Source organism: Nocardia sp. IBHARD005 (assembly GCF_052814245.1).
Genome location: NZ_CP199935.1, coordinates 4,417,692 through 4,430,512, shown reverse-complemented (window position 1 = coordinate 4,430,512; position 12,821 = coordinate 4,417,692). Strand labels below are relative to the sequence as shown.

The window sequence follows — 12,821 nt, the reverse complement described above, 5'->3', positions numbered from 1 at the left end:
TGCATGATCCAGATGCTCGAACCAGCCCCGGTGCCCGATTCGGTGACCGGCAGGTGTTCGTTCGCCGTGCTCGTCGTGATCCTCACCGGCCAGTTCATGACGGTGCTCGACGGCTCCATCCTCAATGTCGCCATCGCGTCCATTCGGTCGGACCTCGATACCGGCGGGGCCGCACTGCAATTGATCGTCGCCGGCTATGTGATCGCCTACGCGGTGCTGCTGGTCGGTGGTGCGCGTCTGGGTGACCGGTTCACTCAGCGGCGAACATTCATCGCGGGTCTGGCGGTGTTCACGCTGGCCTCACTCTCCTTCGGGCTGGCGTGGAACGCGGAGTCGCTCATCGTATTCCGGTTCGGTCAGGGTGTCGGCGCGGCCGCGATGGCGCCGCAGGTGATGACGCTGATCCAGCGCACGTTCGCCGCAGCGGCGCGGGCCAGGGCGCTGAGTATCTACGCGGCGATCGTCTCCGGTGGCTTGCTGGCGGGCCAGATTCTCGGCGGGTTGATCGTCGACGCGGATCTGGGCGGCACCGGTTGGCGTGGTTCGTGAGCGCCATCCACCTGCAGAGCGATCTCGGCTACAGCGCGCTGCGGGCGGGTGCGCAGTTCTTGCCGATGGGTGCCACGTTCGCGGTGGCGGGCCTGTCGTGGCACCGTGTCCCGGCCCGCCTGCACGCGAGGATGATTCCGTTCGGGCTGGTGGTGAGCGCGGCCTCGCTGGGCTGGCTCGCGTGGTTGCTCGGCGACGGCGCGGGGATCGGACCTGCGGCGTCGATCGCGTTCGGGCTCTACGGCCTCGGAAACGGGCTGGCGTTCAGTCCGTTGATGACGCGGGCGCTGGCCGCAGTGCCGGTGCCGGTGGCCGCCGATGCCAGCGGCATTCTCGTCACCAGCGTGCAGCTGGGAACCGTGGTCGGGATCGCGAGCATCGGGTCGGTGTTCTTCGAATCGGTGGGAACGACCGCGTCATCGGCGGCTGATGCGGTAGCGGTCGTGCATCTGATCTGCGTCGCGACCACGCTCGTCGCTGCCGCGGTCGCCGTGCGCGGGATCCGCCGCTGAGCATGCCGATCGCGAGGTCACCGGTCCTGAGCTAGCGTGGCACCATGCACGAGCTCAGTGCCGGTGACGTCGTCGCCGGTTATCGCATCGAGCGGGTGCTCGGGTCGGGTGGGATGGGCAGCGTCTACGCAGCCCGGCATCCACGGTTGCCGCGACTGGTCGCGGTGAAACTGCTGCACTCCTCGTTCTCGGCGGATCCGGTGTTCCGTGGGCGGTTCGAGCGCGAGGCCGATCTCGCGGGGCGCCTCGATCATCCCAACATCGTGGCGATTCACGATCGCGGCAGCGCGGCCGGGCGGTTGTGGATCGCGATGCAGTATGTCGCGGGCATCGACGCGGAATCAGCGCTGCGGCCAGGAGCTTTGGCACCGGATCGGGCATTGCACATCGCGCGGTCCACGGCGGACGCGCTCGATTGCGCGCACGCGGCCGGGTTGCTGCATCGCGACGTCAAACCGGCCAACATCCTGCTGCGTGCGGGTGCGGGCGGTAGCGGTGAGCGGGTGCTGCTCACCGATTTCGGGATCGCGAAGGCCATCGATGAGGGCACCGCGCTGACCCGGACCGGGACCGTGGTGGCGACGCTGCGGTACGCGGCGCCCGAGCAGCTCGACGGACGCGCGGCGGGCCCGAGGTCGGACCAGTATTCGTTGGCGTGCACGCTGTTTCACCTGCTCGCGGGGCGGCCACCGTATACCGCGACCAACGCGGGTGCGTTGATCGGTGCGCACGTGATGCAACCGGTGCCGCGGATCAGCCGGATAGTGCCGGGTCTACCCCTCGCGGTGGACGAGGTGTTCGCGCGAGCACTGGCCAAGGATCCGGGTCACCGATTCGCCAGTTGCGCGGAGATGGTCGCGGCGGCGACCACCGCGGTGACAACCGGAATCGCTCCGACGCGCCCGGTCGGCGTCCTCGGACCCGACGATCGAGGTCCGCAGGTGGGCGGACCGCCCCTGGCGGGAGACGCGGGCGGCCGAGCCTTCGATGCCGGCGATCAGGCGGGTTTCGGCGGCACCGCCGAGGCGGGCACTCGTCGAGGGCACGTAGCGTGGTGGGCGGTGGGCGCCATCGGGGTGGTCACGGTGCTCGTGATCGTGACGGCAGTCCTCATGAACCGAGGCTCCGGGGGCACCGGCCCGGATCCGACCACCACGACCAGCGCGCCGACCACCACCACCGTCGACGCGTGGGCGGCGGCGCGGCCGACGATCGCGATGTTCCCCGATCTGCTGCCCGCCAGTCCGGACAGCGAGGGTTACCGGGGGTTGCGGTGCAGTTTCGCGACGAAGAGCCCGGAGGCCGTGTGGGACACGGGGTTCGACTGCACCGATCGCGAGGGACTGCAATTGCAGGTGCTGGCGCACTCCGACGCCGAGACCGTCGGGCGGTTCGTCGCGACCCTGCCCGCCGGGGCGACCGAGCAGCCGCGGTCGAGGTACGGCAGGCCGCTGACCGTGCACAGTTTCAACGGCTCCACCGGACCATGGCTGCTGGTGCGCTTCGATGCCGCGCCGTATTCGACTGTGCTGCTCCAGGTGTACTGGAAGGGCACCACCCATCAGGAGATGATCGACCAATGGTTGAGCACCGCACCCCTGTGACCGCCCGACTGGCGCTGGGCGCGCTCGCCGTGCTGCTTGCCGGCTGCGGCACCGTCGACGGCACCGCGACGCCCGGCGAGATCGATGTCCGGTCCCTCGACGTGGGCAGCTATACGACGGTGCCCGCCGATATCGAGACCGGCCGAAAGCCCACGGACGGGCCGATCCTGGAAGGTCTGCGGATGGCGGGCGCGGTGGTGTTTCCGCACGAGGTCGATCCGGCGCTGACCCACAGCTGGGGCACCGATGTCCTGGACACCCCACAGCGGGCCTCGGATACCTCGGCGATCTCGAACGTCAATCTCGCAGTGCTGCAACGGCATCGGATGCTCGTCGGCTTCGACATCGCCGAGGGGACCCAGGCCTTCGACAAGGCGAAACCGGCGATCGAGACCGACGCGCGGATCACCAGGGTCGTGCTGTTGCGGTTTCCCGGCGCCGAGAACGCGAAGGAGGCGGCACGGGAACTCGCGGCAACCGATTTCGGGGTCAGCCCGGACAACCGGCCCGTGCCGATCCCCGGTTACGCTGCCGCACAAGCACATTGGCGACCGGGCATCAAGACGATCGGGGCGACCTTCGCCCACGGCGAGATCGTGGTGAGCCTGTTCCTGCAGCATCAGTCCCCCGACATCGATGCGCTCGCCAAGCGTGTCGCGGCAGTCCTCGACGCCCAGATACCCCTGCTCGACAAGTTCACGCCGACCGCGCCCGACCAGATCGCGCACTTGCCGCGCGATCCCGATGATCTGTTGCGCCGCACCCTGATTCCCGGTCCGGCCGATCAGCGGATCGCCATCGCCGCACGGGAGTTCGCGCCGTGGACGGGCCGCGCAGGCAGGCACTACCGCCCCACCGAACCCGCCGAGCTCGGTGCGGCCTGGGATCGCGGCGGCGTGGACAGCGTGGCGCACGCCTACAGCACCACGCTGTTCCGATTCCGCGACGAGGCCGCTGCCCTCGCATTCGGCACCACCTGGCACGACACGCTCAGCGCGGCCGCGCATCCCGTCGCGGCGCCCGAGGGCCTGCCGCAGGCGCGGTGCGCGGAGCGCCGGGCGGGCAGTGCGCCCGCGCTGACCCGCTGCTATGTGAGTTTTCGCCGTTACGGCGCGTTCGTCAGCGGCGCCGAACCCGCCGGAGTTCGCCGCCAGGCCGCAGCACAGTTCGCGCTGCTGGCGAACGCTCAGTAGGTCAGAGCTGGGCTTCGATCGCCTGCACGACCTCGGCGGCGTCGGGGGTCGTGCGCGGCCGGAACCGGCCCGCGACGGTGCCGTCGCGACCGACGAGGAACTTCTCGAAGTTCCACTGCACGTCACCGGCCGCGCCCTCGGCATCGGCCGTCTCGACCAGCGCGGCGTAGAGCGGGTGCCGGTCGTCACCGTTGACGTCGGCCTTGGCGAGCAGCGGGAAATCGACACCGTAGGTGACCGAGCAGAATTCCTGGATCTCCTCGGCGCTGCCCGGCTCCTGGCCCATGAATTGGTTGCTCGGGAAGCCGATCACGGTGAAACCGCGCTCGCCGTAGGTCTTCTGTAGCTCCACCAGGGCGCCGTACTGCGGGGTCAGGCCGCACTTGGAGGCCACGTTGACCAGCAGCACCGCCCGCTCGCCCGCCAGGTCGCCCAGCGTGGTGTCCTCGCCCGCCAGGGTCTGCACCGCAATGTCTCGAATGTTCGCGCTCATCACATCACCACCAGATCTCGTCGATGTCGGTTCGATCGCCACCGTACCGGAGCCGGATCGGCGCGCAAGTGTCCCGCTCGGCGGGAGAATCTGTAACACGTTCTTGTTTTGTCGCGCGGTTGGCGGCACCATTCCAGTGAAGGGCGGTGACGCCCGCACCCCGAGCACCGGAGGAAACCCGTGAGCGAACAGTCACATCGGATCGATACCGTCCGCCCGCTGCGCGCGAGCGAGGTGACACAGTGGGATTTCGAGGCCGATGTGGTGGTGGCCGGTTTCGGGATCGCCGGGGTGTGCGCGTCGATCGAAGCCGCGCGGGCCGGTGCGAAGGTGCTCATCCTGGAACGGACCGGCGGCTGGGGCGGTGCGGCGGCCCTGGCGGGCGGATTCGTCTACCTCGGTGGTGGCACACCGCTGCAGAAGGCGCTCGGATTCGACGACACCCCGGAGAACATGGCGGCCTTCCTCACCGCGGCGCTCGGGCCAGGGGTCGACGAGGCGAAGATCAACGACTACTGCGCGGGCAGCGTCGAGCACTACAACTGGCTCGTGGACTGCGGTGTGCCGTTCAAGGAGTCGTTCTGGGGCGAGCCCGGCTGGGAGCCCCCGCACGACGAGGGCCTGATGTACTCCGGTGGCGAGAACTCCGCACCGTTCCTCGAGATCGCCGAACCCGCTCCGCGCGGGCATGTTCCGGAGCTGGCAGGCAAGAAGATCGGTGAGCGCAGCGGCGGCTACATGCTGATGAAGCCACTCGCCGACACCGTCGCCGAGCTCGGCATCGACGTCGAGTACGACACCCGGATCCGTCGGCTCGTCGTCGACGACGCGGACCGTGTGGTGGGCGTGCTGGCCACCACCTACGGCAAGCCCGTCGCCGTGCGGGCCGCGCGCGGTGTCGTGCTGGCGACCGGCAGCTTCGCCTACGACACCGAGATGATCGACCGCTACACCCCGCGCCTGAGCGGCAGGCCGGGCGCGGCCATCGAGGAACACGACGGCATCGGTATCCGGGTGGCCCAAGCGCTCGGCGCCGAGCTCGCGCACATGGATGCCAGCGAGGTGGCCATCTTCGGCGATCCGCAGATGATGGCGCGTGGCATCCTCGTCAACGGACGCGGTCAGCGCTACGTCACCGAGGACACCTACCCCGGCCGGATCGGTCAGGCGACGCTGTTGCAGAACGACAACCAGGCGTTCCTGATCATCGACGAGACCTCGCTGGCGGAGGCGCTCGCGACCGAGAGCGCCACGCCGTTCTTCCGCTTCGCGCCCAAGTGGGTCGCCGAGACGGTCGCCGAACTCGAGGCCGAGATGGGGCTGCCCGCACAGACATTGCAGACCACCGTCGCCACGTACAACCAGCACGCCGAACACGGCAGCGACCCGCTGCTGGGCAAGAAGCCCGAATGGGTGCGACCGATCACGGGATCGCTGGCCTGCTTCGACCTGCGCGGGTTCACCGCCGGGTTCACCCTCGGCGGGCTGCGCACCGACCTGGATTCGCGGGTGCTCCACGTCAGTGGTGAACCGATCGAAGGCCTGTTCGCGGCGGGTCGCTGCACCTCGGGACTGTGCGCGTACGGCTACGTCAGCGGGGCCTCGCTCGGCGACGGCAGCTTCTACGGCCGTCGCGCGGGCGCAGCGGCGGCAGCGGGCTGAACCGCGCACGACCCACCGCGGGCCTTCTGTCAGTACTCTGCTTGCAGCGTCACGCCTGACGACGAGTCCGGCTGGGCTCACGGTCTTTTCACACCCGGGAGCAGGCGCGCCGAACGACAGACGCAGTGCAGATCGGAGTTGGACAGTGCAAGCAGGTGGGACGTCCGCGGATTACGTGATCGTCGGCTCCGGATCCGCGGGGGCGGTGCTCGCGAACCGGCTCAGTGCCGACCCCGGCACGACGGTCGTACTGCTGGAGGCAGGCCCGGCCGACGACGACAAGTTCGCCCATATTCCGGCCGCGTTCTCGAAACTGTTTCGCAGCGAGCGTGATTGGGACTATCTGACCGAGCCGCAGACCGAGCTCGGCGACCGCCGGATCTACTGGCCGCGCGGCAAGACCTTCGGCGGCTCGTCGTCGATGAACGCGATGATGTGGGTACGCGGTTTCCGCGCCGACTACGAGGAATGGGGACTGCTGGCGGGCGAGAAGTGGAACTTCGCCGCCGCGGTGGAGCAGTTCCGCAAGATCGAGAACGTCCAGGACGCCCAGTTCCCCGACGAGGGTTCCAAGGGACCGCAGCACGTGCAGCGCCAGCGCAGCCCGCGCGCGTCGACGCACGCGTTCCTCGAGGCCGCGCGCCAGGCGGGCCACGAGCTCGAGTCGGCGAACCGGCCTGCGCCCGAGGGCTTTACGCAGACCATGGTGACCCAGCGTGACGGCAGGCGCTGGAGCACCGCCGACGGATACCTGCGGCCCGCGATGAAGCGGCCGAACCTGACCGTGCTGGCCGAGTCGCTGGCCACCCGCGTGCTGTTCGAGGGCACCAAGGCCACCGGCGTGGAGTACCGCAACGGCGCGCAGACACTCACCGTGACCGCGAATCGCGAGGTCATCCTGTGTGGTGGCGCGGTGAACAGTCCTCAGCTGCTGCAGCTTTCGGGCATCGGCGATCAGGACGAGCTGACCGAACACGGCATCGAGCTGGTCGCCCACTCCCCCGAGGTCGGCGCGAACCTGCAGGACCACCTCATCTCGGCGCTCGGCTACAGCGTGGAATCGGACTCGCTGTTCACCGCCGAGAAGCCACTGGAACTGATCAACTACCTGGTCCGCCACCGCGGCATGCTCAGCTCCAATGTCGGTGAGGCATACGGTTTCGTGCGCAGCGAGCCCGATCTCGAGCACCCCGATCTGGAGCTGATCTACGCACCGGCGCCGTTCTACCACGAGGGTCTGGTCGAGGCCACCGAACACGGTGTGGTGCTCGGCGCGATCCTGCTTCGCCCGCGCAGTCGCGGCAAGATCAGCCTGGCCTCGGCCGATCCGACGGCCAAGCCGGTGATCGATCCGCGGTACCTGTCCGATCCCGAGGGCGCCGACCGGGCCGCGCTCACCGCTGGGCTTCGGGTGTGCGCCGGGCTCGCCGGACAACCCGCGCTCCAGAGCGCACTCGGCGCGCTGATCTACCCACCCGAAGCACCCGAGGATCTCGAGGCCACCATCGCGCTGACCATCGAGCAGTTCTCGCACACCCTCTATCACCCGATCGGCACCTGCCGGATGGGCACCGACGCCGCCAGCGTCGTCACCCCTGACCTGAAAGTCCGCGGCGTCGAGGGTCTGCGCGTCGCCGACGCTTCGGTGATGCCGCTGATCATCCGCGGCCACACCAACGCCCCCGCCATCTTCATCGGCGAACAGGCCGCGGACTTCATCCTCGCCGAGGCCTGACAGAAGTAAGTGGTGGCGCGCCCGCCACGGCGCGCCACCACTTACCGCATACTGCCGCGAGACCGAGCGAAGCGGCCGCGAGCAGCAGATATGGCAGTGGATAACCCAGATCCGCGTACCGGCGCGACCGGGCGACCGTGAGTTCGGCGGCGACGAAATCGCTCGCACTGTCGCTGCCGCCGGAACTGCCGTGATCAGGGCCGCGAAACGACCGGATCCCGGTCAGAGCGCGGGGACGCGGGCGAATCCCAACGGTGGGGTCGGTACGCGGCCCGAACGCAGGTCATGCCGGAAATCGGGCAGCAGCGGGAGCACCTCGACGTTGCGGGCGGCGTAGCAACGCACCATCGGCAGGGCGCGCGAGACCTCGGCCCGTTCGACCGGCTCGGCGTCCACGAACGCGAGTGCGTCCAGCCCGAGGCCGAGGGTGCCCGCGATCCGGACGATCGAGGCGGACTTGCGGCCCCAGCCGACCTCGACCGCCGAGAACATCTCGTACAGGCCGTGGCGGTACAGCGTGTGCAGGGTTCTGCCCCGGTCACCGCGCGCGGCGACAGCATGCAGCACACCGCGCTCGCTCAGTTTCGTCAGCGTGCGCAGTGCCGGTGGGCGCGGCGTGGTGCCGGTCTCGTCGTGGACGACACCCTCCCACAGGGTCTCGTCCAGTTCCCAGACCAGACAACGGACGGCAGGTCGCATGGCGCTGAACTCTACAACCACTGATAGCGAAGAACCAGACTTGTGACCGGTCACTACGTGGGGTCCGCCGCCGTCGGCCCCATACCCAGAACCTGACGTTCCATTCCGGTTTCCTTGGTAGTTGGTTAGGGTGGGGTTCGCTGGACAGCGGGGGGTACAGCCGCACCAGGCGAAGGGAACACAGATGTCCGTCCACCATCCACCCCGGCCGTCGCTGACCGTCTCGGGCAAGCCGATGTCGTTGCCACTCAAGGACGTTCGCGCACTGTCGCGGCACATGGTCGGCCATTTCGTCGCTACCGTCGCGCCCTGCGGCACGCTACCCGGTGACGCCATTTCCGGCGATGTCACCACGATCACCCGGATCTGCCTCGAATTCGCCGTCGGCATGCTCGACGGGCGCGACATTCCCAGCAAGCTGCAGCGCCTGCAGGACGCGGCGGGTGCGTGGGCCCGGGAGGGCGTGCCCATCGACACGATTCACCACTCGATCTCCGAGGGCTTCAAGATCGGCCTCGACCTGGTCGTTGCGAGCGCGTCGGGGAAGGATTTCGACAACCTCATCGACGGCGTCAAGGTCGTGATGGAACTGCTCGACACCATCACCGCCCAGATCTCGCTGGCCTATGTGCGTGAGCTCCGCGGTGTGGTCAGCGAACACCACACCGCCGTACACACCCTCACCTCGGCCCTGCTCGGCGGCCACAGCACCTCGACGATGGCCCGCGAATGCGGCATCACGATCGCCGAGACCTACGCGGTCTTCGCCCTGGCGATCCCGCAGCACCGCGAGGAGGCCAACCCGGCGCTGGATTCGAAGGTCGTCGCCCGGCGCAAGTTACGCCGGGTGCAGGCCGAGCTGGCCAAACGCTGCGGTGACTCGGCGCTGTCGCTGCTCAGTGTCGACGGCGGGACCGTACTGATCCCGGCCGACACCTTCGACCGCGAGGGTCTGACCGCGCTGGTCGCCCAGCTCTCCCAGGCCGCACAGGTCGGCATCACCGCCGCGATGGTCGAAACGAGCACCACCGGAGTCCCCGATGCCGCCGACCAGGCGCACGAACTGCTCGACATGGTCCAGCGGCTCGAGGTGACCTCTGGTCTGTACCGCTTCGACGAGCTGGCCCTGGAATACCAGCTGACCCGTCCCGGCCCCGGCCGCGAATTCCTCGGCTCGCTGCTCGATCCACTGGATCAGTACCCCGAGCTGCTCGAAACCCTGCAGCGCCACATCGCCAACAACCTCAATCGCCAGCGCACCGCACGCGTGCTGCACGTGCACACCAATACCGTCGACTACCGGCTCAAGCGGATCGGTCAGCTCACCGGCTTCGATCCCACCCAGCCTTCGGGATTGTGGTACTTGCGTTCCGCGCTCGTCGCCCGCAGCTACCGTTGCGTGCCCGCCTGACCCGAACACGACGAAGGCGCTGCCCACATCAGCTGGGCAGCGCCTTCGTCGTTGTCAGCGCGAGCGGGTCAGAGCGAGCCGCCGCCACCGACAAGCCACGGATTGAACACACAGGTCAGCTGCGGGTTCTGCACCGGGTCGAGCGCCCGAAGCGCGATCGACAAGGCACGCGGCGAGTACATGATCGTCAGGTGATCGGAGAGGTCCTGCTCGCAGCCGTCCTGCAGGGTGATGTTGTCGACCTTCGCCCCCGGGCCCGCCTTCAGGAAGGTCAGTTCGTAGGGGTTGGTGACCTCGTCGTACCGGGTACCGACCACGGTGTAATCGACACCGGCGACAGTGTCACCTCCTGCGTTGAGGTTGTTGACGAAATCCGAGCCGATGGTCTGCTGGATACCCGCGTGCCCGACGAAGATCTCGATCGGGCCGAGGATGTCGATACCCAGGTTGTTGATCATGCGGCCCAGCGCGCCGATGCCGTCGAGGCTGGTGCCGTGGTGGGTGGCACCGAAGGTGATCAGCTTGTTCACCTTGGCCGCGCCGCCCTCGAACTTGGTGTAGTAGTTCGCCATCGACCCACCTTGGGAGTGCGCGACGATGTCGACCTCGCCGGAACCGGTGGCCGCGAGGACCCGGTCGACGAACGCTGCCGTCTGCTTCGCCGAATCCTCGATGTAGCCGGTGCCCATCACACCGGGCAGGAACGAACCGAGGCCGCCACCCTCCATCATGGTCGAGCGGCCGTAGTTGAACGTGAACGTGCAGTAGCCGGCGTCCTTGATCGGCTGGCCCATGTAGGCAAAACCGTTGTAGGCGTTCATCCAGGTGCCGTGCAGCAGCACAACCGGGCGAGGATGCTCGGCGGTCGGCTTGCAGTTCCAGTCGTTCGTCCCCGGCGCGGCGGCGTCGGGGTTGCCGAGACCGTAGGCGAACGCGGCGAGGAACGCCGTCGACTCCGGTCCGTACGCGCCGGGATCGGAGGAATAGCCGCCCGAGGAACCCGAGCTGGAACCCGAACCGCCGTAGCAGTCACCGGACCCGTTACCGGACCCGGCACCGCTACCGGAGGTGCACGCCGAACCGGACCCGGCGACCTGCCGACCTTCGGAGACGATGTCGGCGAGATCCTGCTCGGTCGGCGAAGCAGCGGGAGCCGCGCTCGCCCCCGGCCCGGTGAGCACCATGGAGAGGGCGCCGACTCCGGCGAATACCGCCGTGTGCAGCGTGCGCCTGCGACTGGGAGATTTCATGTGTTGACTTGTCTTCCTGTGCGATTCGAATATTCGCCGCCCTGACCTGCCGGGAGAACGAATGGCTTGTCGAAACCGCCAAGAACATAAGCCGCAGAATTACTGACGAAACGATTGTCACGCGCGGTCTGGGCAGCTCACCACAGCCCGTCGAAAACTGCCATGACAGGGCACAGGAAAATATTCAGCATTCGCTGCGCGCGGCGACTCCGAGCAATCGCTCGTCGAGCCACAGCATCGCCTCCGGATAGCCGGTCGCCGCACCGATGATGTGCTCACCGAGCACACCGCGATAGACCGCGCTGGCACCGAGTTCACACTGCTCGGCGTAGAGATTGCGCGCACCCTCGGCGGGGATCCAGAATTCCTGGTCACCGTTGTAGATATAGAGCGGAGTAGCCGACCGCAGGCCTTGCATCCGGGTGATCTCGTAGATATCGGTGGCCAGTTCCGAACGCAGCGGGTCGGCGATATTGGCGCCGACATCGATCGGCAGATGCAAGATTCCGGGTATCGCGAACACACTGGCGCAGGTATCTTTCATCATCGACGTCGTGACCCAGCGTCCGAGATTGTTCATCGCGGCGAGGATTTCGGGTCGTTCCCGGCCGATCGCGAAGGTCGCGGCCATAAATATTCCGGACGCGAGATTGGCGTTCATGCTGCGCGAAAGGATTTCGAAGTCGGCCGGTACGCCGCCCAGTGCCGCGCCGACGATCGCGTCGGCCAGTTCCGGTGCGTAGGAATCGATCAGCTTGGCCGCACCGTGGGTGGCGATGGCGCCACCGGAGTAGCCGGTCATCGCGAAGCGGCTCTCGCCGTAGGACACCGGGTCGGTGCCACGCACCGCCCTGATCGAGTCGAGCACCGCGTGCCCGGCGACATACGGTTCGGCATAGGCCATCCACGGGCCCTCGTGGTCGGGCACCAGGACCGCGTACCCGCGCAGCACCGCCAACTGGGTGGTCGGCGGAATGAACTCCGTCGCACTCGACTGTGTTGTCAGGCCGTGCGCCAGCGAGTAACCCGGGGTGCACTTGCGGCCGAGCGCGTCGATCGGAAGGTTGTTCACCAGCACGGGGCGGTCCCCTGGCCCGGTCCACTCGGTGGCGGGCACGATCAGGGTCGCGGTGGCGTAGGACGGCCTGCCGTGCGCGTCCTCGGTGCGGAATTTCAGCAGCGTCGCCGAGCGGATGGGCACCAGGGTCAACCAGGCCGCGGTCGCGGTGATGTCACGGGATTCGATCAGATCGCCGGGCGACAACTCGTCGAGCCCGGCGGGCCACTGGTCGAAGATCGGATCACCGACCGCCGACGGCAGCACCGCCGCGTGCAGTGCCGCGAGCTCAGCGGCCGGATCAGCGGCGTTGGGCTGGATCGGTGAGGGAAGCACCTGGTCGATCCAGCGCTGCAGATCGGGCAGGAAACCGGGTGTCCCCACCTGTGGCACCGGGAATTCCTGGGTCGATGGCGGATCGGCCGCGGCAGTGCCCGCCGCGAACGAGAACAGCAGCAGTGCCGAACAGACAAGTACTCGAACAGATCTCATGGCACACACGCCTTCGGGTGGCAACGGATTCGTCGATGACGTGCCACCATGCGGTGCTTCGACCCCCGCCGAAACTCCCCCACCGCGCCGTCGTCAGAGCAATCACGCTACGTGGCGCCGCGGCGCGACTTCGGCGTTGTGCCCGACTCGTGTGCGCAATGCCG

The 12,821-nt window shown here is 68.1% G+C and carries 11 protein-coding genes; 7 read left to right on the top strand and 4 right to left on the bottom strand.

Annotated elements, in window-relative coordinates; all coding sequences use genetic code 11:
- Positions 1-3: 3 nt before the first annotated feature.
- The 4 genes from ACTWPB_RS20920 to ACTWPB_RS20905 are packed head-to-tail and all read left to right on the top strand — an operon-like array spanning position 4 to position 3,858.
- Positions 4-549, top strand: a complete 546-nt coding sequence (locus ACTWPB_RS20920; protein ID WP_446222270.1) for an MFS transporter — start codon at positions 4-6, stop codon at positions 547-549.
- The gene (locus ACTWPB_RS20915) at positions 546-1,061 is read left to right on the top strand and encodes a hypothetical protein (protein ID WP_446222269.1); all 516 of its coding nucleotides are present in this window, start codon (positions 546-548) and stop codon (positions 1,059-1,061) included. Before ACTWPB_RS20920 ends, ACTWPB_RS20915 begins: the two co-directional genes overlap by 4 nt.
- Positions 1,062-1,105: 44 nt before the next feature.
- Positions 1,106-2,665 (top strand): protein kinase domain-containing protein, encoded by a 1,560-nt coding sequence (locus tag ACTWPB_RS20910; RefSeq protein ID WP_446222268.1) that lies wholly within the window; start codon positions 1,106-1,108, stop codon positions 2,663-2,665.
- On the top strand, positions 2,662-3,858 hold the full coding sequence (locus ACTWPB_RS20905) for a DUF7373 family lipoprotein (RefSeq protein ID WP_446222267.1): 1,197 nt from the start codon (positions 2,662-2,664) through the stop codon (positions 3,856-3,858). Before ACTWPB_RS20910 ends, ACTWPB_RS20905 begins: the two co-directional genes overlap by 4 nt.
- A 1-nt stretch (position 3,859) precedes the next feature.
- Here the strand turns inward: ACTWPB_RS20905 and ACTWPB_RS20900 are convergent, their stop codons facing one another.
- Positions 3,860-4,351 (bottom strand): glutathione peroxidase, encoded by a 492-nt coding sequence (locus tag ACTWPB_RS20900; protein ID WP_446222266.1) that lies wholly within the window; start codon positions 4,349-4,351, stop codon positions 3,860-3,862.
- Between the two features lie 180 nt (positions 4,352-4,531).
- Between ACTWPB_RS20900 and ACTWPB_RS20895 the strand changes: the two genes are divergently transcribed.
- Together ACTWPB_RS20895 and ACTWPB_RS20890 are read left to right on the top strand one after the other, a co-directional pair.
- Complete coding sequence (locus ACTWPB_RS20895; RefSeq protein WP_446222265.1) at positions 4,532-6,013, top strand: FAD-dependent oxidoreductase; 1,482 nt, start codon at positions 4,532-4,534, stop codon at positions 6,011-6,013.
- 145 nt (positions 6,014-6,158) lie between these two features.
- On the top strand, positions 6,159-7,748 hold the full coding sequence (locus ACTWPB_RS20890) for a GMC family oxidoreductase (RefSeq protein ID WP_446222264.1): 1,590 nt from the start codon (positions 6,159-6,161) through the stop codon (positions 7,746-7,748).
- Between the two features lie 222 nt (positions 7,749-7,970).
- Here ACTWPB_RS20890 and ACTWPB_RS20885 read toward each other — a convergent pair whose 3' ends face one another.
- Positions 7,971-8,447: an HAD-IIIC family phosphatase gene (locus ACTWPB_RS20885; RefSeq protein WP_446222263.1), complete on the bottom strand. Its 477-nt coding sequence runs from the start codon at positions 8,445-8,447 to the stop codon at positions 7,971-7,973.
- A 184-nt stretch (positions 8,448-8,631) separates the two neighbouring features.
- Here ACTWPB_RS20885 and ACTWPB_RS20880 point away from each other — a divergent pair, with 184 nt between their 5' ends.
- Positions 8,632-9,858, top strand: coding sequence for a PucR family transcriptional regulator (locus ACTWPB_RS20880; protein WP_446222262.1), 1,227 nt, complete (start codon positions 8,632-8,634; stop codon positions 9,856-9,858).
- Positions 9,859-9,926: 68 nt separating this feature from the next.
- Here ACTWPB_RS20880 and ACTWPB_RS20875 read toward each other — a convergent pair whose 3' ends face one another.
- Entirely contained in the window at positions 9,927-11,108 is a 1,182-nt protein-coding gene (locus ACTWPB_RS20875) for an esterase/lipase family protein (protein WP_446222261.1), read from the bottom strand.
- Between the two features lie 184 nt (positions 11,109-11,292).
- Positions 11,293-12,657, bottom strand: coding sequence for a lipase family protein (locus ACTWPB_RS20870; RefSeq protein WP_446222260.1), 1,365 nt, complete (start codon positions 12,655-12,657; stop codon positions 11,293-11,295).
- Positions 12,658-12,821 lie beyond the last annotated feature (164 nt).